Annotated in this window: 27 protein-coding genes; 9 read left to right on the top strand and 18 right to left on the bottom strand. The window is 34.5% G+C overall.

Annotated features, from left to right (window positions below; translation table 11 throughout):
* Positions 1-93: 93 nt before the first annotated feature.
* The gene (locus tag ACEPXD_RS05105; RefSeq protein WP_391120553.1) at positions 94-678 is read right to left on the bottom strand and encodes a phosphatidylglycerophosphatase A; all 585 of its coding nucleotides are present in this window, start codon (positions 676-678) and stop codon (positions 94-96) included.
* Between the two features lie 165 nt (positions 679-843).
* Here ACEPXD_RS05105 and ACEPXD_RS05100 point away from each other — a divergent pair, with 165 nt between their 5' ends.
* From ACEPXD_RS05100 to ACEPXD_RS05090, 3 genes are read left to right on the top strand one after another with little or no spacing between them, the layout of a single operon-like run.
* Positions 844-1,566: an alpha/beta hydrolase gene (locus ACEPXD_RS05100; protein ID WP_391120551.1), complete on the top strand. Its 723-nt coding sequence runs from the start codon at positions 844-846 to the stop codon at positions 1,564-1,566.
* Positions 1,567-1,617: 51 nt separating this feature from the next.
* Entirely contained in the window at positions 1,618-2,133 is a 516-nt protein-coding gene (locus ACEPXD_RS05095) for a YjcG family protein (protein ID WP_391120550.1), read from the top strand.
* 3 nt (positions 2,134-2,136) lie between these two features.
* Positions 2,137-2,568, top strand: coding sequence for a GNAT family N-acetyltransferase (locus ACEPXD_RS05090; RefSeq protein ID WP_391120548.1), 432 nt, complete (start codon positions 2,137-2,139; stop codon positions 2,566-2,568).
* Positions 2,569-3,351: 783 nt separating this feature from the next.
* On the opposite strand, the gene ACEPXD_RS05085 is transcribed toward ACEPXD_RS05090, so the two are convergent.
* The 4 genes from ACEPXD_RS05085 to ACEPXD_RS05070 form a co-directional block, all read right to left on the bottom strand.
* Positions 3,352-4,710 (bottom strand): arsenic transporter, encoded by a 1,359-nt coding sequence (locus ACEPXD_RS05085; protein ID WP_391120546.1) that lies wholly within the window; start codon positions 4,708-4,710, stop codon positions 3,352-3,354.
* 817 nt (positions 4,711-5,527) lie between these two features.
* Positions 5,528-6,202 carry a DUF2642 domain-containing protein gene (locus ACEPXD_RS05080; protein WP_391120544.1) on the bottom strand — a complete coding sequence of 225 codons (675 nt, stop codon included), beginning with the start codon at positions 6,200-6,202 and terminating at the stop codon, positions 5,528-5,530.
* Positions 6,203-6,222: 20 nt separating this feature from the next.
* The gene (locus tag ACEPXD_RS05075; RefSeq protein WP_391120542.1) at positions 6,223-7,869 is read right to left on the bottom strand and encodes a hypothetical protein; all 1,647 of its coding nucleotides are present in this window, start codon (positions 7,867-7,869) and stop codon (positions 6,223-6,225) included.
* A gap of 100 nt (positions 7,870-7,969) precedes the next feature.
* Positions 7,970-8,500 (bottom strand): hypothetical protein, encoded by a 531-nt coding sequence (locus tag ACEPXD_RS05070; protein ID WP_391120540.1) that lies wholly within the window; start codon positions 8,498-8,500, stop codon positions 7,970-7,972.
* A gap of 248 nt (positions 8,501-8,748) precedes the next feature.
* On the opposite strand from ACEPXD_RS05070, the gene ACEPXD_RS05065 reads away from it, so the two are divergent.
* Positions 8,749-9,171 (top strand): hypothetical protein, encoded by a 423-nt coding sequence (locus ACEPXD_RS05065; protein ID WP_391120538.1) that lies wholly within the window; start codon positions 8,749-8,751, stop codon positions 9,169-9,171.
* Between the two features lie 169 nt (positions 9,172-9,340).
* Here the strand turns inward: ACEPXD_RS05065 and ACEPXD_RS05060 are convergent, their stop codons facing one another.
* The 7 genes from ACEPXD_RS05060 to ACEPXD_RS05030 form a co-directional block, all read right to left on the bottom strand.
* Positions 9,341-9,646 carry a hypothetical protein gene (locus ACEPXD_RS05060; protein ID WP_391120536.1) on the bottom strand — a complete coding sequence of 102 codons (306 nt, stop codon included), beginning with the start codon at positions 9,644-9,646 and terminating at the stop codon, positions 9,341-9,343.
* A 72-nt stretch (positions 9,647-9,718) separates the two neighbouring features.
* Positions 9,719-9,964, bottom strand: coding sequence for a stage VI sporulation protein F (locus ACEPXD_RS05055; RefSeq protein ID WP_391120534.1), 246 nt, complete (start codon positions 9,962-9,964; stop codon positions 9,719-9,721).
* Between the two features lie 34 nt (positions 9,965-9,998).
* A complete protein-coding gene (locus ACEPXD_RS05050) occupies positions 9,999-10,136 on the bottom strand; it encodes a YjcZ family sporulation protein (RefSeq protein WP_391120532.1) in 138 nt (45 codons plus the stop codon).
* Positions 10,137-10,203: 67 nt separating this feature from the next.
* Entirely contained in the window at positions 10,204-10,569 is a 366-nt protein-coding gene (gene spoVAE, locus ACEPXD_RS05045) for a stage V sporulation protein AE (protein WP_391120530.1), read from the bottom strand.
* A 1-nt stretch (position 10,570) separates the two neighbouring features.
* Positions 10,571-11,578: a stage V sporulation protein AD gene (locus ACEPXD_RS05040; RefSeq protein ID WP_391120529.1), complete on the bottom strand. Its 1,008-nt coding sequence runs from the start codon at positions 11,576-11,578 to the stop codon at positions 10,571-10,573.
* Positions 11,572-12,027, bottom strand: coding sequence for a stage V sporulation protein AC (gene spoVAC / locus ACEPXD_RS05035; RefSeq protein WP_391120527.1), 456 nt, complete (start codon positions 12,025-12,027; stop codon positions 11,572-11,574). The genes ACEPXD_RS05040 and spoVAC overlap by 7 nt, the downstream gene beginning before the upstream one ends.
* Positions 12,027-12,419 carry a hypothetical protein gene (locus tag ACEPXD_RS05030; RefSeq protein WP_391120525.1) on the bottom strand — a complete coding sequence of 131 codons (393 nt, stop codon included), beginning with the start codon at positions 12,417-12,419 and terminating at the stop codon, positions 12,027-12,029. The genes spoVAC and ACEPXD_RS05030 overlap by 1 nt, the downstream gene beginning before the upstream one ends.
* 132 nt (positions 12,420-12,551) lie before the next feature.
* Between ACEPXD_RS05030 and ACEPXD_RS05025 the strand changes: the two genes are divergently transcribed.
* Positions 12,552-13,070 (top strand): CotY/CotZ family spore coat protein, encoded by a 519-nt coding sequence (locus tag ACEPXD_RS05025; protein WP_391120523.1) that lies wholly within the window; start codon positions 12,552-12,554, stop codon positions 13,068-13,070.
* A gap of 205 nt (positions 13,071-13,275) precedes the next feature.
* Here ACEPXD_RS05025 and ACEPXD_RS05020 read toward each other — a convergent pair whose 3' ends face one another.
* From ACEPXD_RS05020 to ACEPXD_RS04995, 6 genes are all read right to left on the bottom strand, one after another.
* Positions 13,276-13,680 (bottom strand): hypothetical protein, encoded by a 405-nt coding sequence (locus ACEPXD_RS05020; RefSeq protein WP_391120521.1) that lies wholly within the window; start codon positions 13,678-13,680, stop codon positions 13,276-13,278.
* A gap of 60 nt (positions 13,681-13,740) precedes the next feature.
* Positions 13,741-15,096: a magnesium transporter gene (gene mgtE, locus ACEPXD_RS05015; RefSeq protein ID WP_391123020.1), complete on the bottom strand. Its 1,356-nt coding sequence runs from the start codon at positions 15,094-15,096 to the stop codon at positions 13,741-13,743.
* 211 nt (positions 15,097-15,307) lie between these two features.
* A complete protein-coding gene (locus tag ACEPXD_RS05010) occupies positions 15,308-16,207 on the bottom strand; it encodes an RluA family pseudouridine synthase (protein WP_391120519.1) in 900 nt (299 codons plus the stop codon).
* Positions 16,204-17,010, bottom strand: a complete 807-nt coding sequence (locus ACEPXD_RS05005; protein ID WP_391120517.1) for an NAD kinase — start codon at positions 17,008-17,010, stop codon at positions 16,204-16,206. The genes ACEPXD_RS05010 and ACEPXD_RS05005 overlap by 4 nt, the downstream gene beginning before the upstream one ends.
* Positions 17,007-17,684: a GTP pyrophosphokinase family protein gene (locus tag ACEPXD_RS05000; RefSeq protein ID WP_391120515.1), complete on the bottom strand. Its 678-nt coding sequence runs from the start codon at positions 17,682-17,684 to the stop codon at positions 17,007-17,009. Before ACEPXD_RS05000 ends, ACEPXD_RS05005 begins: the two co-directional genes overlap by 4 nt.
* A gap of 29 nt (positions 17,685-17,713) precedes the next feature.
* Positions 17,714-18,097, bottom strand: coding sequence for a hypothetical protein (locus ACEPXD_RS04995; protein WP_391120513.1), 384 nt, complete (start codon positions 18,095-18,097; stop codon positions 17,714-17,716).
* Positions 18,098-18,177: 80 nt separating this feature from the next.
* On the opposite strand from ACEPXD_RS04995, the gene ACEPXD_RS04990 reads away from it, so the two are divergent.
* The 4 genes from ACEPXD_RS04990 to ACEPXD_RS04975 all read left to right on the top strand — a co-directional run bounded on the left by ACEPXD_RS04990 (position 18,178) and on the right by ACEPXD_RS04975 (position 20,760).
* The gene (locus tag ACEPXD_RS04990) at positions 18,178-18,771 is read left to right on the top strand and encodes a CYTH domain-containing protein (protein ID WP_391120511.1); all 594 of its coding nucleotides are present in this window, start codon (positions 18,178-18,180) and stop codon (positions 18,769-18,771) included.
* A 6-nt stretch (positions 18,772-18,777) separates the two neighbouring features.
* Positions 18,778-19,425 (top strand): lytic transglycosylase domain-containing protein, encoded by a 648-nt coding sequence (locus tag ACEPXD_RS04985; protein WP_391120509.1) that lies wholly within the window; start codon positions 18,778-18,780, stop codon positions 19,423-19,425.
* A 124-nt stretch (positions 19,426-19,549) separates the two neighbouring features.
* Positions 19,550-19,948 (top strand): globin, encoded by a 399-nt coding sequence (locus ACEPXD_RS04980; RefSeq protein ID WP_151699196.1) that lies wholly within the window; start codon positions 19,550-19,552, stop codon positions 19,946-19,948.
* Entirely contained in the window at positions 19,945-20,760 is an 816-nt protein-coding gene (locus ACEPXD_RS04975) for a DsbA family protein (protein WP_391120507.1), read from the top strand. Before ACEPXD_RS04980 ends, ACEPXD_RS04975 begins: the two co-directional genes overlap by 4 nt.
* The last annotated feature ends 575 nt before the right edge of the window (positions 20,761-21,335 follow it).

Below are 21,335 nucleotides of genomic sequence, written 5' to 3'. Positions count from 1 at the left end.
ATTTCCTTTATTTTTCTATGGTGTGTAAAACATAAATTTAAAAAACCCCAAGCATTCATAATAAACCTTAGGGTTTCTCTTATTTACTTCTACTTATGTTCGAACACCTTTAATATTTGTTTCTGGTGCAGTTTCTTCTGGAGCAATGTCTTCAAATGTTTCATTTGCTTCTTCTAGATCTCTTGTACGATGAGCAAGTCTAGAAGCAGCGCAAGCGGCAATGCTTCCTACTAAATCATCTAGAAAAGTATGAACTCCACCACCGGATTTTGTATCTAATTTTGAAATGATACCTATTTTATTTTTATCCAGGTGACCAAATGTAGTTACGGCAATACTTCCATACGTATAAACGGAACCTAGAGCGATTGTTTCATCTACACCAAACAATCCTTCATCTGCTTCTACGATTTGTTGCAGTGGTTCAGATAATAATTTTTTTTCTGCAAGCTCATCTAATTCTACCCCAACGAGAATCGCATGCTGCATCTCTCTTTTTTTCAATACACTTTTAATCGATTCGATGCAATGTTCCATGGTTAGCCCTTTATTGTACGGTATTTGCATTTCATAGACGATTTTAGCAATTTCGTCTAAAGTAACCCCTCTCCGAAGTAATGCATCATTCGCAGCTCTCTCTACCGTTCTAGAGTGGACTCTTGAAGTTTGTCTATCCATTAATTAATCCCCTTTATCTCACTATTTGTTTACAAGGACCTTATTCGTACGAAAGAATATCGAGATAACAGACACTTTTGAATTTTTGTTTGTTGTTCATTATACCTCTGATCATGTATATGTTACAATTTCTATACAACATGATTACTTTTTAGGAGGAACTATATGAACCGAGGAATTGTACAAGATATGACGCTTTTTAGCGATGCACTTCAAGAAGAAATGCAACTACTTATTTACTTACCATCAAATTATTCACCACTATATAAATACGCAGTACTTATCGCAAATGATGGAAAAGATTATTTTCAATTAGGGAGAATTTCTCGTGTTGCTGATGAGTTATATGATCAAAAGGAAATAGAAAACGTAATAATTGTTGGAGTTCCATATAAAAATGTAAAAGATCGAAGAGAAAAGTATCATCCAGATGGCCCAAAACATCAAGCATATATAAGGTTCTTGGCACAAGAACTTGTTCCATACATAGATGCCAATTATCCAACCTATCAAATCGGTATGGGAAGAGCATTAATTGGGGACTCCCTTGCTGCGACAGTATCCTTATTAACCGCACTCCAATATCCTAATACATTTGGAAAAATAATTTTACATTCTCCACTTGTGAATGAATACGTTTTGTCTGAAGTGGAAAATCATAAAGATGTACATGCATTCTCTATATATCATGTTATAGGTAAAGAAGAGACCTCCGTTTTAACTGGAGATGGATTAGTAACTGACTTTATCACTCCGAATAGAGCCTTGCATAATTTGATATTAAATAAAGGGTTTACGACCTTTTATGACGAATTAAATGGGGACCATACATGGAAGCTTTGGCAACCAGACATGAAAAGATCACTTAAAAACAATTTCGGCATATAAATGATATAATGTTCCTGTGATCTGTTATAAAAATACGAGGAGGTAATAAAAATGAAATACGGTATTGTTGCTTTCCCATCTAAAAAAGTACAGGATTTTGCTAATTCCTACAGAAAGCGTTATGACCCACACTACTCATTGATTACACCCCATATGACTGTTAAAGGTGTATTTGAAGCAGATGAAAATGAAATCAAAACAATTGCGGAAAAAATTGCAGAAGTTGTGAAGGGGCATAGACCATTTATATTAAAAACTGCTAAAGTTAGTTCGTTTGCTCCTGTAACAAATGCAATTTATTTTAAAGTAGAACCAACAGAAGAATTGTTAGCTTTACGTGGTGACTTAAATGCAATAGAGATTAATGATACAGAAGACTATGCATTTGTACCGCATATAACAATTGCCCAAAAAATGAATTCTAGTGAACATGATGATATTTATCCACAGTTAAAAATGATTGGTGCAGAATTTGAAGAAGAAATTGATCGCCTTCATATGCTTTATCAATTAGAAGACGGTTCTTGGACTGTTTATGAAACTTTTAGATTGTCTGGAGCTGAGTAATAATTGGTTAATGCAAAAATCGTGGAAACAGATAATGAGTATCAAGACGCTATACTTATTAGAAGAAAAGTTTTTGTAGAAGAACAAGATGTGCCGATTCATCTAGAATTGGATGAACACGACCAAAAAGCTATTCATTTTGTTGCTTATGATGAAGAAATTCCTTTTGGTGCAGGAAGAATTCGAACATCAGAACCAAATGTAGGGAAAATAGAACGTGTATGTATTCTTCCCGAATACCGAGGTAAAAAGTTAGGCAACTTAATCATGCAGTGTATGGAAGAATATGCTCAATCAAACGGCTACTATAAACTCAAATTAAATTCACAAAGTCATGCTATTCCATTTTATGAGAAGAGAAGTTATTCCATTACATCTCCCGAGTTTTTAGAAGCTGGTATTCCACATCGAGCAATGGAAAAGTTATTCAATTAAATGAAACAAAAGATGATTTAGTTATCATCATTTCTCTTTAAACTGTAGGCAAATTTCGATAATAATCGAGGTTGTCTACAGTCTTTTTTCTTTACTGAAAAAGTGCTCGCTTCCGCGGATGACACAAGGTCACTGGAGGTACGATGGTCCTCGAGGGAAAATTTTCAGATCATTTGTGTTTCTTATAAATTTCTACAAAAATGACTGCTAAAAAATAACATTGTATCATTTCGCATTAGAAAAACATATACATAGAGGGAACGATTTAAACAGGATGGCTTTAGATATTTCTATGTATCAAGTTGGCAAACCTTTGACAAATAATAATCGAGTTTAATTAATAGATTTTTTGTTTATATATTATCCACATAACCATTAGTGGATGAATTTTGATAAAATTTTTCCTTAATCTATAGAGATGCAGGAAATCAACTTGTTCGATAGATTCCCTGCTATTCTAAATCTCATACTTAACCTTATTCATTATAACTATTTGAGTTAAATTCATAAGTAGCATTTTATTGTTAAAACACGAACAATACTTAATTTGTTGATTGGAGCGACAGGCAACGACTCCAGCGGGATGAGTGGGACAGATGAGCCATTACAAACGACGCGAATGCGGCGGTGATGGCTCATCGCTCACCCCGCAGAAAGCGTCAGCCTATAGCGGAAATCATGCCAATTTATGAAGAGTATATTATACATATTCTTACATTCACTTTAATATTGTTCGTGTTTTATGCTCTAAATTTGAATTATGAAATTGATTCATTTCTTATTTTAATTGGCAAAAACTAATTGTACCCAAAAGTATAACAATGTCAGTGTTACTATTGTTGCTATTGGTATGACGATTATAGTTACGCTTAAATAATCTTTCCAAGTAATTTTTATCTTATTTTTTCTTAGAATATGCATCCAAATAAGGGATGCAAGTGTACCAATAGGTAGTAGCAATGACCCCATATCGCTCCCTATAATATTTGCAAGATAGATGGTTTTTAATGTGATTGGATCTAACCCCATTTTCGTTAAAGTGATCGTCCCTATCATTAATGCAGGATGGTTATTAAATAAGTTAGAAAGAAGCGATACTAATCCTCCCATGATAAAACTAGCTTGAAATAAACCTTGATTTACAATTGGTTCACACAATTGAACTAGCAATGCGGTAAGTCCTACATTATGCAATCCATAAATAATGACATACATAGAGAATGCAAAAATTAGAATGTGCCAAGGAGTCTTCTTCAGTATATCTACTGGGTTAGTCCGTAAATGATACCATCTCCAAAATAGCAGTACAACCGACCCGAAAACTGCAACTATTTCAATTGGAATGTTTACATATGATGCGACAAAAAGTAGACTTCGTATGACAAAGACGAAAAGCAGTATCTTTAACATAAATTTAGTTCGTTTCCGTTTTGTTTCAACGGAGATTTTCGTTTTTAATGGATGAAAATTTTTTATGAAAAAAGACTCTTCTATATCGAGAACGGAATCTGGCAGTGTTTTGGGTAGTTTTTTCTGTACGACGATATACATCAAGAACGACATAAACATTAATCCTAGCGTTGCGGGAACGAACATCATTGCCGTATGCATCCAAAGTGACATATCAACAATCTTTAAAGCTATCAAGTTAACTAAATTACTGACACCAATTGGTGCACTAGAGGCGGTTGCAATTAGTGCGCCACTTAGCAAATAGGGGATTTGTTCATGGGGTTTTATTCGCATATTTTTAAGAAGCATTATTAAAATTGGAGTCGTTATTAATATACTACCATCGTTATTAAAAAGTAATGTCATCGAAAAGCATAACAACTGAATATACCAATAAAGACGGTGACCAGAACCCTTTGACAAAATCACTATTCTTGCAGCTGCCCAGTTGAAAAAGCCAAAACTCTCTAATATTACAGCCATTACAACAGTTGCCATAATGGTGATAGATGCCCCACCAATTTTACTTATGATATCCACTACATCGTTTATTGATACAATCCCTACTAGTAAGATAATTACTGCACCTATTGAAGCTGGCCAAGCCTCATTTATTCCTCTTGGTCTCCAAAATATTACTAACATAGACGTTAGGAACACCAAACTGGCGACCCCAATTTGAAAACTCATACATATACCATTTCCTCTCCTTTTTATGTTTGTCCGTTTCTCTGTATGTATATTCACTTCTCTTTACATGAATCGAGGTTTATGTCCATATACATAAATTTTTTCATTATTTTCTAATCTTAAATGTTAAGAAAAACGCAAGCGTACTTTAAGTGAACCTTGTCTTTTCTATTTCTCGAATGCTTTGGACTAAACCTCGGCTACACTATTACCGTAGTAATTTGGCTCGTGAAGTGACTGCATCACTTCTCGAACCATTTTTTCGGTAATCTTGTGGCTGTTGTTTGTCCGTCGCCCTCTTGAAATATGTAGAGACAAGGTACATAAAGTTTGGATAAAGAGAGATTAGTACTTTCCTATTCTTTTAAAAGCGGACGAAGATGCTAATTTCGTCCGCTCAGTGCTTCTTTATCAATAGATGCTAACTATTTTTTCAGGTTCCACTTGCCCTATAGATAAACAATGGAAAGTACCAGCTCATTATATCGCTTAAGCATATTGTCATTTTTAATTGCACAGTTGATTGGAGCGTAAATCAACCTTTTACTGGCATAAAAATTTGTATACTTTCTTATTCGAAAATAGTATGTCGCCTTGAGAATTTAAAAGGATCGCGATGTGACTAAGTCACTTCACGATCCTTTTTCGAATCTTGTGGTGGTTGTTTACCTGTCGCTCTCATACAATGTGCAGAGACAAGATCATTTCATACTACGATATATCCATACCATAATGGAAAGGAAATTTTATGTATTGGTTATTAAGCCCGTTTCAAGAAGCATGAAGTGTTTCATGCTTCCACTATTAAAATATCAATTTATACTTGATGAAGCGTTTGAATATGATCTAAGTTTACATAAATTGAATGTGTTCTTGCTGGTTGAATCTCAACAATTTGTTCATGCACATCTTTTATTTTCCCTATTTTACTATTATTACTTCCAATATTTAATACCACAATTTTATCTATTAGATTTTCAACTTGGGCTTCAAATGTGCTAGATAACGAGTCATTACTTATTTGTAACAACTTTTTGTCGCCTATTCCATAAGGACTTTCATTTTGGCTATAGGGAATTAGCCACTTCAAGTGATTCATAGAAATATACATCGTCTTATAAATAGGAGAAAAGAATTCAAAATAGTTACTCATTGTCTGCTTTATATATCCATGAAGTGGTTTATCATTTGTTACGAATAGTTCAACATAATTTCCTTTAGCTTGATTAAGAACTTCTTTTATGGATAATTCCTGACTATTGTCATCTGCAATAATACTTGGAAACTCTGTGGGATCTTGAATATCGTATTCATTATTACGACCTACTCTAAAGCTTTGCACATGATTTATAGGGATGTACATAAAATCTTGACCATTAAAAAGTACCATTATATCGCTTCCTAAATCAATGACGGTTCCATTAATTTGTTTCTTCCCCGAAACTTCTATTTGGACTATTTCCTTCATAAGATTTTGTATAATTTTATTCAAGGTCACATCTCCTTACATTTCTATTGATGTTCTCTTACTTGATGATACATCTTTGCCGCATGCTTCATTAAAGAATAGTACTGTTTTTCCATCAATTCATCTTCTACTTTTGGGTTTGTTGAATGACGCATTGTGTTTGCTTCTAGTGAATTAGATTGCTCACTAAGTTCTCTATTATTTTTGATTTTATTTAACTCCGGATAACTGAAAGAACTACTAAGTTCAGGTAGCGGCTCCAACCTAATTGATTTTTGAATTTTTTTTGCAGCATAATTCATTAATGCAAAATATTGCTTCTCTAACATTGCTTTTTCTTCTTTTGGACTTAATGGTTTTACATGTTCAGGAAAGTTTTTTTTTTCAAACTGAATGTTTTTTTCATCCAATGCCTCAAATTCTTCCTTATTAATTTGTTTATCAGTTATGCTACTTTTAGTAGATAATGTATGAACATATTCAGATTGAATTTCTAGTTTATTTGACATTCGTTTGCTATTTAGATGTTTGGATTTGGTTTTGGATTTTTTGGGAATAGTAATGGTTGATTGGTCACTATTTAAAGCACTCCATGCGGTTAATAGTGTTTTTTTGTTGCTCTTCTTTAAGGGGGATTTCGGCAGTTTTATGTGCTTCTCATTAAGAACCTTCAAATTTTCTTCATCATTAATTTTAGGAAAACTTATTTCAGCTTTCTCTAAATAGTTTTGTTGCAATAAATTAGATTTCATTTTAATTCTGGAATTTGGATGGAGCTTTAAACGCTTATATCTACCATTTCCACCTTCCTGGATATTGTCATTCGTACCTTCCAAAATTACAATTGGAACAATATTCTCCTCTTCATTGCTGTTTCCTGTTTCTATCTCCTGAGAGAAGTTTTGTTGTTCAGTTGCTTCTTCATTTTTATCCAATATGGCGAGGTCTTTTATCTTATTGGGGTTTTGATTTAACTCTAAGGGCATCCCAGTAATTTGTGAACTTTTATCTGATTCCATGTTATTTCTTGTTTCTATATAATCATCTTCAACAACCTTTTCTACCAGATGAGCTTGTATTTCCACCATCTGACTAGAGTTGGACTGTTCGGTTAACTCCTCATTCTCAAGAATAGCGTATTCTTGTATCGCTCTTTCTTGATTGCTTTCAATATTGAGTTCTTTTATTTCTAATAATCCATTGTATATGTTTGATTTATATAATTCTTGAAGATTTCGTTGCTCCTTGTTATTTAAAAATGTCATATCTGCTCTAGATAACTCACTGTAGATGTTGGATATATATGGTTTTGGAATGTAGAGTAGTTCTTTTTTATTAATTAATACAATGTGATCTTGTAATACGTTGGTAAGAACACCATTAAGTGCAAATTTACTTAAACTATTAATGGTGACCCAATTGTACCTTAAGGCTATTAGTACATCTGTTAAGTCATTTTTGTTAAGATAAGTAAAAAGCTTGTTAGCCTTACAAAACTCTTTAGCGTTTATTGAAAAAGAGTGAATAGAATGCATTGCAAAATATACTATTTTCTTGTTCACTTCAATTACAAGGTGGTCTTGTTTAACATCCAACAAAATTCCTTCTGTAAATTGGTTGTCATTTAAATACATACCAATTTTCATTTTTTTATGGTCATATAATACTTTCCTTAAGTTTTCATTTAGCAATATTCGTTCCCTCCTTCCTAAAATATTCGTCGCTCCGTTTAATAAAAGCGACGAATGCTTCTTTCAGCTATTCAGTTTGTTATAAGCATTTTTTCTTTTACTATTTGTTTTCTTTTTCTTTATTTCCTTTGTCATCGGATTTCTTGTTTTCTTTTTCTTTATTTCCTTTGTCATCAGATTTTTTATTTTCAGTTTCTTTCGTTTTTTCAAGTTTTACACCATAGCTAATGTTTCGAATGTGAAACAAAGCAACTCGAATTATTTCCTCATTTGCTACAATTGTCACAAAATCATCTGTAACAACATCCATTACTCCCTCTAATGTTTCTGGTCCACCTCGGTTAATTTTTACCCAACGTAGTGTTAATTTTTCTAAAATTCCTTTAAAGTCATCCGCTTGTATGAATTCAAAGCCTTCTGGAATTTTAATTCCAAATTCCACTTGATTTTTTGTATTATACGTCAGACTCTTGATATGCTCTGTATTATAAAAAACAATTCCATCGTCTTCTGTTAGCAATGTAAAGTGGTCATCCGCTGCTGATAAAAGCATCCCAACACGGGACTCAGGACCACCTCTATCTACTTTAATAACTCTATCTACTAGAGAAAGTATCATCTTCTTATTCACTTTTCTAACCCCCTTTTATAGTATCTTAATATTTATATGTATCCTGGATTGGTAAAGCATTGGTTAAACGCCCATTTCAGGATAATTGTTCAAGCTCTCCGAGGTTCTACCTTACTTAAATAAATTTTTCAGAGCGCTACAAAATATCCAGATGATTTCGAAAGAAAATAATATAATTGCGAACAGAATAACACTATTTCACATAGTCTGTAATAGTGACATTACATTATAGAAAGTAGTGAAAGATTTTGACAGAAGATAAAAAGAATGAAATGGATCAAACTTTGACGGAAGGAACATCAAAAGAAAAAAAGCGACACGGACCAAAAGATTTAGAAAAAAAACCGACCAATCTTACTTCCTCAACTGATCAAGAAGTTGAACTCAAACAAGACATTGGTGACAAAAAAGAACCCCCACATAAAAGTGGAACGGATGGTAGTGAAAAAAAAGAAGCCGGTCGCAAAATAGAGAATGAGAAAGTGGATGATGCAAAAAAGGGTGATCATAAAAAAGATGCAGACAGCAACGACGATAAAAAAGAAACTAAGGATAAAAAAGTAGAGGATGATACAAAAAAGGACGCCGACAGTCATAAAAAAAACAAAGAGGACAAAAAAAAGATTGGACATAAAAAAGATTCTTCTGAAAAGAAAAAAGGTCGTAGCTAATGTTTTGGTTAACAATGGTCCAACAAGCATATAACAAATGCTATTGGACCTTTATTTACTTTTTCGACCTTTTATTTTATTTTTACAATAAAAAATACCGATGTAACCATCGGCATTTTTTGTATAATATTTAAAGTATAAACTTTTATCATAAATCAAAATTCCTTATCTAAATATAAAAATTTACACGATTTCCTTTACCATTAATTTCCGCTATTTTTGGCGATAAATTTACTGGGTTAGGTTGGATAAAGCCTTTATACAGTGGTAGGGTCGATGGGATTTCATAATCTAATTGTTGTTGTTTTTCTTTCTCTTCAAGTTTCCGACCTTGCTCCTCAAGTCGCTCATCAAATATTGATTTCATTCGAATACCATTAATATTACTAATAAAAGCAAAATTATAATGATCCATTAACAAACGATTCGCGTAAATCTGTGACTGTATTGGTTGAATTGGTAAAATGTATCCCATCTTTTCCACCTCCTATTACTTTTTACCCTATCCTTTATCACATTAAACCTATCATTATTTTAAATATTCAAACTACAGCATTTTTTCAATGTCAGATAGGCTTAACTTTCCACCACTTTGTAAAATGGATTTTGTAAGTTGATCTTCTAACTCTTGAGATACAGGTTTCTTTGCTAAATTGCCAACTTTGCGTACGACTTTACGAACTTGATCTTCATCTGTAAAATCAGCATATGAGATGGCATTGGCTAGCGTGAATAGTTCTTCCATTGACACACCTGTTTTATTTTCGATTGCTTTAAAAAATGAATTTTGCACTTATTTTCCCCCTCACATTTTGATTAACTTTGGATTAAGGGAGAAAGCTTCTACCAACAATGATTAATAGAATGAATAGTACGACAATCAATACAAAGCTTCGATTTCCTCCGTGGCCACAACCACAGCCTCCACCGTAACTTGGATATCCTCCACCACAGTAGCCATACATAATTCTTCCCTCCTCTCCTCTTCGACTTATAGTATGCGAAGTGGAAAAAGAAAAAAGGGCGTTTCAACTAGTAAGTAGTATTCCGTTTCTGAAAAATAAATGCTCCAATTACACCAAACAATATAGCTGAACTAATACCCGAGCTTGTGACTTCGAACATTCCCGTTAAAACTCCTATAAGACCATGTTTTTCAGCTTCCACTAATGCTCCTTGCGTTAATGAATTTCCAAATGATGTAATAGGGATCGTTGCACCTGCACCTGCAAAATCGATTAAACGCTCATATAATCCTACCCCAGCTAAAATGGAACCACTAACAACTAATATACATAATGTATGCGCTGGTGTGAGCTTGAATGCATCCATCAATATTTGCCCTACAACACAGATAAGACCACCTACAATAAATGAAGTAATTAATGAAGAAATCATATTATCCTCTCTTTTCCATACGGCATTCAATGGCATGAGCAATACAAGGAATTGTTTCTCCTTGTTGAAAAGTCAATGGTGATAATAGTGCGCCAGTTGCTACGAGTAATACGCGGTTATATACACCATTTTTTAATTGTTTATACATATGACTAAAAAAAACTGCAGCGGAACATCCTGCACCACTTGCTCCAGAATTAAAAAAAGTGTTTTCTCCATAAAATTGTGCACCAGCATCTTGCAAAATTACTCCACTATTTTCATCCTGAAACATTTCCCTTAAAATGGACAAGCCAATTTTTCCTAAATCACCTGTCATAATTACATCATAATCTGCCATCCTACTGTCAGTGCACATTAGATGTCTTTCAATAGTGTCCCTAGCAGCAGATGCCATTGCAGCTCCCATATGTAGAGGATCTGTTTGACCGCCGTCTACTACACGTCCAATTGTTGCATGTGTAATAATTGGTGCATTTTTTGCTTGTTTTTGCAATAATGCAAATCCTGCAGCGGTGACCGTCCATTGGGCAGTACCTGGTTTTTGAGATCCATATTCAAGAGGATACCTAAACTGTCTTTCTACTGATGGGTGATGACTGGAAGCTCCAGCTAGAATAGATTTTGCATTGCCAGACTCTAATAACAGACTCCCAAGAATAACGGATTCCATTGAACTTGCACAAGCAGAAAATACTCCTAAAAAAGGAATAGCCAATTGACGTGCGGCAAAATTAGTAGGAGAAAGTTGATTAATCAAATCTCCTCCAATAAAAACATCAATATTTTCCATATTTTCGTGTCCTTTACGTACGGTAATTGCGCACGCTTTTTCGATAAAACGAGTGTTTGCTTGTTCAAATGACTCATCTTTTTCATTCTCTAAAAGACAAATCTCATCAAACGAATCCGCAAAAGGACTTTCTTTCTCCATCGGTCCAACAACAACACCAGTGCTTGCGATACTTGGATTCTCCTTAAAGTGTATGGTTCCTGCTGTATTTACCAAGATATCACTCCCATTTTCACTAAAATTGTTTTTATTAAGGCAACAAAAAAAGCAGAAAGTACGCCAAAAACTATAACGGAACCTGCTAGCTTGAACATATTTCCTCCAATACCTAATACGTAGCCTTCCGATTTATGCTCGATGGAAGCAGAGATGACCGCATTTCCAAATCCAGTGACAGGTACGGCTGAACCAGCACCGCCAAATTGAGAAATTTTCTTATATATTCCAGTACCAGTTAATATCATCGCAATGAATACCATTGTCGCAACAGTAGGATTTGCAGCTGTACGTTCGGTAAATGGAAAAAAACGTATATAAAATAAAGTAATTAGTTGTCCAATTGTACAAATTATTCCTCCCACAAGAAAAGCTTTCAATATGTTTACAAACAGTGGAGCTTTGGGTGTTTGGTTATCGACAATTTTCTCGAATTGTTTTTGATCCATTAAGTCGCTTCCTTTGATAATGATTTTATTTGATCGATTGATTTTTTTAGTTTATCTGTTTGCATACGCTCTTTTATGATTTTTTCAATTTCCCATTTAATTTTTAAATCACCTGTAACAAGAACATCTTTATCTGGAAATTTTTCTTCTAGTTGCTTCTTTATTTTTTTTTCAATTTTTTCTGTCTTAAATCTACTCATTCTTCGTATATCGATTGCAACTATGACGTTATTTTTATCCGTAACACTTTTGTACCCAATAATAGACTTATTCCCCTTTAAAACTTGTTCAATTTCTGGTACGTCTTTTTGGGGATATATTTCTTGTTTGACATTATTTGAACAGGCAGTTAATAGAAGAACCGAGATGAAGAATAATACAATTTTTCTCATCGGATAATTGCTCCTTTTCGAGTTAGTATGAGCAATCGAAATTGAAATATACGAGAACAATTGAGATATTTGCCCTTACCTTAATGAAGAAGCTACATAAAGTAGAAAGAGAGAAAGAGGAGGTGAAATTTAATGGGATGTGGAAGAATTGAAGACGTAACAGAAGTAAAAGGAGATCGTCGCTGTGTTTGCGATGTAGTCCGTGCAATTAAAGATATTCAAGACCAAGCAGTGTCAAATGATTGTGATTTTTGTCCAACAAATTGTTTTTTAGAACCTCTTGGAGGTCTTGTTAGCCCAGCTCGTCGTCACCAAGCGGACACCCGTGTTTTTATGCTTCTAACTGAAGATGGTACTCCTTTTAAAGCGTTTTTCCGCGACAGAGATATTTGTGATCACGATTGTATTTCAGTCTTTTTCCGAGTAGAGGATATTTTTGATAGCTGCTGCGCAACTCTACGTGTTCTAGAGCCACTGAATAATGAAAGACGTGAAGTCGATTTATTGAATGTCGATGGAACTAAACTTAATTTAAGAAAACTTTGTGAAGTACGAAATTTTGCATTAACAGGTAGCTGTATCACTGTCGACCTTAACTGTTTCTGTGCAATTGAATGTGTAGCAGACGTATTTTTAGATGTATGTGACTAATCGTTTTCCCTGCAGTGTCTACTCCGTTCGGGAATGTCCCGGACGGTTTTACTGTGCATTTATATAAAAGAAGCGCGAGTGCCCCAAATATTGCTGACGTAGGAATGTGTGTTAAAAAATGATTACAAGCTGGACAGTCACTGAGTAAAAAATTCTATACTAATGATAATAAAAAAACTATCCTTCTCAGGATAGTTTTTTTGATTCACTTCATTTCGGTTCCACGCCAAACTATTTTTTCAACTTGATCTACCCGATAGGTAATAGTTTCTTCAGATCCAACCAAAAAAGTGACAAACTCATCATCCACTTTCTCTACTTCTCCTTGAAGATACACGCCACCTGCCACATGAAAAACAAGTGGACGATATGCTCTTCGTTGAAATGGTTTTGCTAGAAACGTCAACTTTTCTAAAATTGCAAGAGTTTTCTTAGACATACTGGTACGTATTTCATATATCGAGGTACTTTCGTCTTGCACTTTCTTTGGTACATCCATCGGTACTTCCATTTCCATCTCTGTTTCCATCTGTATGATGGAGGTTATCGGATATAAATGAAAAACAGGTGGGCCTTTTATATAAAGTAAAGGATCATTGAAAGAATTCACAGACACATCCTTTTTCCTTTACTTTATGCACCTAAAGTTGAAAGTGTGAAAAACGTCTATTCATGATATAGAAGAGATAAATAATGTCGCAAGTCCAAGATAGATTAAAATACTAATTACATCATTAATAGTCGTAATAAAAGGACCTGATGCGACAGCTGGATCAATTTTCATACGGTGTATTAATAATGGAATAAAGGAGCCTCCAATTGTTGCAACAAAAATTGAACCAAGTAGTGCTGCTCCAACTAACAAACCAATTACCAAGTTATGTTGCCAAAAGAAAACGATTCCTACGACTAGTATTGCACATAATAGGCCAGTTATTAGTCCTGTTCCTGCTTCACGTAATAATAATTTCAACTTACTTTCCTCTTCAATATCACCAGTTGCAATTCCTCTAATAGCTACAGCTAATGACTGCGTTCCACTATTACCAGCTGTCCCTGATATTAAAGGAATAAAAACGGCAAGCAATGCTACTTTCGATAATGTTTCTGTAAAAATACTCATTAGATTTGCAGTCATCATTCCTAAAAACAATAGAATTACAAGCCAAGGTAGTCTCTTCTTAGCTGCTTGAAAAGGACTTTTATCAAATGTATCCATGTCAGAAACCCCAGCAAGTTTAGAGTAATCATCTGATGCTTCTTCATCTAAAACGTCGATAATATCATCTACAGTTACAATGCCGAGAAGATGCTGTTCAAAATCAACAACTGGTACTGCAAGGAAATTGTAATCTTTTATCGTACGAGCTACTTCTTCTTGGTCTTCACTAACTAAAATACTTACTACACGTTCATTCATAATCTCTTTAATAAGCGTATCTTCATCTGCAATGATTAAATCACGTAATGAAATGACACCTGTTAGCTGATGGGATTCATTTACAACAAATAAATAATAAATTGTCTCTGCATTCGGCGCTTCATTTCGCAAAATAGTCATTGCAGAACGACAAGTAGACGTTTCGGGAATTGCTACATATTCTGTCGTCATGATAGAACCAGCAGTGTATTCTTCATAATGTAGAAGGTCTTTTATTTCCTGCGCAGACTCCTCATCCATTATACTTAAATAACTAGCTACTTGGTCTTTCCCTAATTCATTTAGCACGTCCACTGCATTATCAGCATACATATAAGAAAGCATATCAGCAGCGTATGTTGTATCCATCTCTTTTAAATAATACTCATAATGCTCTTCATCAAACTTTGTCGCTTCAAAAATTTCCGCCATTTCCTTGGGTGAGAGGTAGTGAAAGATTTTCTTTCGTATTTCAGGCTCCACCTTTTCAAAAAATAACGATTGATCATATGGGTGAAGCTGCATAAACTCAGCTCTAAATTCTTCCATTACATCATTGGTTAAAAGCTCTATTAAGTGCGACTCTTCTAATTGGAGTTGGTTCATCTCTTCTTTCACATTTCTCACTCCTTTCCGCGGTTATTCTTATATATTGTATGGGGTGTAAAGCGATTAAGCAACCTAAAGAAAAACAAAAATACTAATTTTACCAGCTATAGTTATATCTAACTCAAAACTTTTCCCTAATTATTCCCTGGCAAATTCAAATAAAAAAACCTACTAATATTCCCTGTATTCAGGTTCTATTAGTAAGAGATTATACTAGTATTTCAACCATATCTTGTGGAAATGGTGCTTGAATCTGAATAACTTCATTTGTAAAGGGATGAATAAAACCTAATTCCTTCGCATGAAGAGCTTGTCTATTAATCAACAAACGAGATCCTCCGTACAAATCGTCTCCTATTAATGGGTGTCCAATTGACATCATATGCACACGTATTTGATGTGTCCTTCCAGTATGTAGCTCTAATCTTACATGTGATATGTTCTCTCCATGAACAGAAAATCGCTTTAATACTTGAACAGTTGTTTTTGCATTTTTTCCATCAGGTGAAATCACTCGTTCAATGATACTACCGTCTTTACGACCAATAGGTGCATCTATTATCATCTGATCTTCTTTCACATGACCATGAACAATAGCTTCATATGTTCGAAAAATAGCACGTTTTTTTTGCATCTCACTTAATAAATGATGTGCATGACGATGTTTAGCAATGCAAATAATCCCAGAAGTATCTTTGTCTAATCTCGTAACTATATGAACGGTAGAAGTTAATCCACTTTCCTCCAAATAACCAGCTACGTAATTTGCAATTGTACCTTGTGGATGCTCCCTGGAAGGGATTGTACTCATCCCAGTTTTTTTCACAAGTATTAGTAAATGGTCATCTTCAAATAGAATGGGGAATTCTCCTTGCTCTGCGATCAATCCTTCACTTTTCTTCTCATTTGGAAAAACAATTGTTACGACGTCCCCTATTTCTAGCATATGTCGAACTGTTTTTTCTTCACCGTTAACTAGAATTTTACCGCCATCAAATTTAATACTCGTCAATGCTTTTTTTGATATACCATATTCTTTGATAGCATCTCTTAATACAAGTCTTTTTTCTTTCACTTCAAAAGCTAAACTTATTTGATTTTTTTTCATCTTTCAAGATCACTATCGATAAATGAATCATGTACTCTTGTCCAAAATGGAAATGCTCTAAAACGAGCGAAACGTATTTTTTCATTTGAAACTCTGTACATAATGGACTGAACGTCTTTATGCAATAATTGCAAATGGTCCACCGTAACCATGAAATCGGGACCTTTTACTGGTTTCAATAAACAAGAATGATGCTTAGGTAAAACGAGAGGAGACCCAACTGTACGGAACACCCGATTATTTATGGAAGCAATTTCGGCTAGTTGCATTGCTTCTAGTGATGGATGAACAATAGCACCGCCCAATGCTTTATTATACGCAGTACTTCCAGATGGTGTGGACATGCATAGTCCATCTCCCCTGAAACGTTCGAAATGACTACCGTTCAGTTCTACATCCATCACTAAAGTGACATCCGGAGACTTAACTGTAGACTCATTTACTGCAAGATAAACGGAACTGTCTTCCCCATGACGGTAATTAATCGTCACCTCAAGTAGTGGATATTCAATCACTTCAAATTCTTTTTTTGCAAGACTAATGACTAGTTTCTCTATCTCCGCTGGTTTCCAGTCCGCATAAAAGCCTAAATGACCAGTATGAATACCAACAAATGCAACAGATGATGTTAAATGCTTATATTTATGAAAAGCATGTAACAATGTTCCGTCTCCACCAATGGATAAAACGATATCCGGATTTTCCTCATCTAAAACGAGACCAAAATCCACTAAATATGCTTTGGCATTTTGCATTAAATTATTCGATAGATCATCATTTCGAGACTGTATGAAAAATTTCAAAGTTTGCGCCTCTCTTCCGTTTTACTTTCATGTATCCTTGGAGTGGATAATTCTTTGTTTGCACTAAAGTATTTTTGGGCTTCTTGTATTTCTCCTCGTATTAACGACATTTCTTCGTCTAAACGAAATGCTGCTTCTGCCGCAAATTGCAATCTTTTTTTAATTTCTTCTGGGAAAAGACCTTTATATTTATAGTTCAATGAATGCTCGATTGAGGCCCAAAAATTCATAGCAAGCGTCCGAATTTGTATTTCAGCTAATATATTTATCTCACCATGTATTGTTTGAACCGGATATTCAATAATCATGTGATAAGATCTATACCCACTTTGCTTTTTATTGGAAATATAATCTCGCTCTTCAACGACTGTTAAATCTTTTCTCCCACGTAGCATTTCCACGACTGTTTCGATATCATCGACGAATTGACACATCATTCGTAGGCCTGCAATATCTGGAATTTCATTCGCCAATGAATCAGAAGGTTCGAATACAATTCCTTTTCCAAGTGATTTGTCATAAATACTCGCTAATGGTTTTACTCTCCCTGTAACAAATTCAATTGGAGAATTGGTATTTTCAATTTCGAATTGTGTGCGCATTCCTTTAAGCTTTATTTTCAACTCAGAAACTGCTTGCTTGTACGGCTCTAAAAAACGTTCCCATTGCCCCATAAGCGACACCTCTCTTTCACACGTCTTTTCTATGCTTTTAGAATCTCTTCAAATGCATTTTCTACTGCTTGTGAAAATTCAGCACCGTAGTTATCATTTCCTTCAATATTGAAAATAAGCATTTCAAGTTCTTCTCTAAACTTATGCAAAGTCAACACTGCCTCTCCAAATTGAAGCGTTGGATCATCCGTTGCTTTTAGTGTACTTACTAGCATTGGCCACACATCTTGTCCGAACTTTAAATAATGATAACCTGTTTCATCTTCTAATAGGTAGATAAAAGTTAAAGTATCCGAATCTGTTATCATTTGTCCTCCAGCTAGTATATTTTCTATCTTTGGGTTTTCATCAAGTGTAAATCGAATATCATTCTCTAATTGCACGCCACTGTGCACATTATATGTAATAGGCAAATATATCTTTCCTTTCTGTCCATTCTCCCACTATTTTAACATATTGAATCCCATTGCAAACGGTCTATAATAGAAATAATATGAAAGGTCGTGAATTAATGCATACCGAAAAAGAGATTGAATTTAAGAATTTGCTGACAAAGGACGAATTTCAACAGCTCGTAACCTATTTTGAAATAAAACCTTCTGACTTTCAAACACAAACAAACTATTATTTTGATACACCCGGTCACTACTTTAAAGAAAAGAAAATGGGCTTTCGATTACGTGTATTACCATCCCGAAACGAATTAACGCTGAAAGTTCCGGAACAAGAGCATATTATGATTGAAACAACACAATTATTATCCAATGTAGAGAAGGATGCCATTCTAACTAACTTACAATTTCCAACTGTAACGTTTCTCGAGCAAATAAAAAATGAAGAACCACTTGAATGTTTTGGGAGCATCCAAACACATCGCGCACAATTAAATTATGAAAATGGCATCTTATTCTTTGACCATTCCATTTATAGCCAAACGGAGGATTTTGAAGTAGAATATGAGAGTAAAGATGTCGAAAATGGGCAAAAAGTGTTTATTCATTTATTAAAAACGCTTCATATTCCTATTCGACAAGCCGATAAAAAGATTGCACGACTCGTAAACTATAAAAATTCGTTGAAAGGTTGATACCTTGTGGATATTCAATCATTAAAAACATTAATGGAGATAAATGCAATGCAATCTTTAGGAGCAGTTCAAAGTTCCCAAAGTTCAAACGGTTCTTCCTTGTTTTCAGAGTTACTTGGAGAGGTTCTTCAAGATAGTGACAGTGATACCTCTTCCAATAAGGAATCCTCTCTCTATTACAACGGAAACAGTTCCGTATTTATTCCACCTAATAGCTCATTTCAAAATGATAGTTTAATAAGCGCTCTTTCATCTTATACATCAACTAGTTCTTCACCCTCTAATTATGATGATATAATACAACGAGCAGCAGCAAAGTTTAATATCCCTGAAAAACTTATTTCATCGGTTATAAAGCAAGAATCTGACTTTGATGCTTCTGCTGTTAGTACAGCTGGTGCCTCCGGATTGATGCAATTAATGCCTGGAACAGCAAAATATTTAGGGGTTAATAATCTGTTTGATCCGGAAGAAAATATTATGGGCGGCGCAAAATATTTAAGCCAAATGCTCAACCAATTTAATGGAAATGTTGAAACAGCACTTGCTGCATACAACGCTGGACCTGGAGCCGTAAAAAAGCATGACGGCATTCCGCCTTATAAAGAAACCCAAAACTATGTGAATAAAGTCATGAACTATTTTAACGCATAGCGAGAAAACGACCATTACCAATGGTCGTTTTTTTTGACTCTAAAATTGAATACAGTCTAATTGTTTGAGATATTTGTAGCTGATTGATAGAATGTAAATAGAGCAAAGCAAAGGAGTAACGAAAATGACAGAAAACCCAAAACTTCCTTACGATGAAATCGGTGCAGATAAATTATCACAGTTAGTCGATACATTTTATGGAAATGTAGCAAACCACCCTAAGCTTAAGCCAATCTTTCCAGATGATTTAACGGAAACAGCACGAAAGCAAAAACAATTTTTAACTCAATATTTAGGGGGACCTAATTTATATACAGAAGAACACGGACATCCAATGATGAAGATGCGCCATAATCCATTTCCAATCACTCCACAACGCGCCGAAGCATGGCTTGCTTGCATGAGTGATGCGATGGATAAAGTAGGTCTTGAAGGCAAATTCCGTCGTGATTTTTATAGAAGACTTGAACTTACTGCCAACCACATGGTCAATGAAATGAATCATGAGGAGGAAAAAATGTGACAAGAATTCAAATTCCGTCTGAAACGATTGCTCCTTCCTTCTTGAACAAGCCAATTGAAATGTATATTTTTCTTGATCCTCTTTGTTCAGCCTGCTGGGATTTGCAACCAATCATTCGGAAATTGCAAGTGGAGTATGGACAGTATTTTACCATTCGCACTGTACTTAGTACGAAACTAAATAAGTTGAATTCCGTTTGCAATAAGCAAAATGAACAAATTTTAAAAAGTAAGTGTGACTTTTCCGATTTAGAACACCCTGTACTGCCTTCTATTGCAGTAAAAGCTGCAGAGTTTCAGGGAAAAAGAGCTGCTCTTCGTTTTTTCAATAAAATACAAGAACATCTTTTTTTGAAAACAAAAAATGTAACCTCTTTTTCTATACTTATAGATCTTGCGAAAGAAGTCAATATTGATGTTGATGAATTCACGATTGACTTCCAATCGAAGGAATGTGCGCGTTCTTTCCAAAATGATTTATCCATAACTAGCGAAATGCAAGTAACTTCTTTTCCAAGTATCGTTTTTTTTAACGAAAATATTGAAGACGAAGGTATTAAAGTATCCGGCATTTATCCATATGAAATATATGTTCAAATTTTACAAGAAATGCTTTATGAAGAACCACAAAAACAACAACCTCCAACTCTAGAAAAATTATTTTACCGTTTTCATTCATTAACTACTAGTGAAATAGCTTGCTATTATAATATTTCAGAACAACAAGCAGAACGTGAATTGAAAAAACGTCTTTTACTTCAAGAAGTAGAAAAAATCGTTTTACAAGATACCATTTTATGGCGATTAAAATAAATAAAAGCAGCCTAATTCTCGAAATTAGGCTGCTTTTCTGTTACTAGATTAAAAAACAAATATTTTTCCCATTAAATGTCTGTTCGAGACCGGATAACCCATAACCGAGACCCTCTACATCTAGAACTTACCTTGCAGCTTATTTCCTCTACTTTTGTATCTCTTAAGGAAACTATTAGATGATTCTTTTCTATACAAACTAGGATTTAGTTCGGCGGTATGAGACTCCTGCAGGATCAGCGAGAGGGCACTGAAAAACCAAAACTCGGAAAACAAAGTCACCACTTGAGAAGTATATTTACCTCATAATTGGTCTTACATCTCCACAAACACCCTGAAAATTGATGTAAATATGGGATTTCATTTTAATTTTTTGAATAATAGTGACTTTTTCAGTGTCCTCATCAGCGAGACAGATGAGACCCCGCAGAAAGTGAATACCAGAGCTCTATATCCGGGTATGAATTTATTTATATGGGAGATCCTGCATAAGAGACTTGCTATAAGACAGGACTTCAAGTCGTTGTGAATACTGGATTTCTAGTATATCAATTTCATATACATTCTTATTCCTA

Origin of the sequence: Psychrobacillus sp. L3 (assembly GCF_042945595.1) — a bacterium.
Lineage (GTDB): Bacteria > Bacillota > Bacilli > Bacillales_A > Planococcaceae > Psychrobacillus.
The sequence above is the reverse complement of the archived record's forward strand: the minus strand, read 5'-3'. Positions and strand labels throughout refer to the sequence as shown.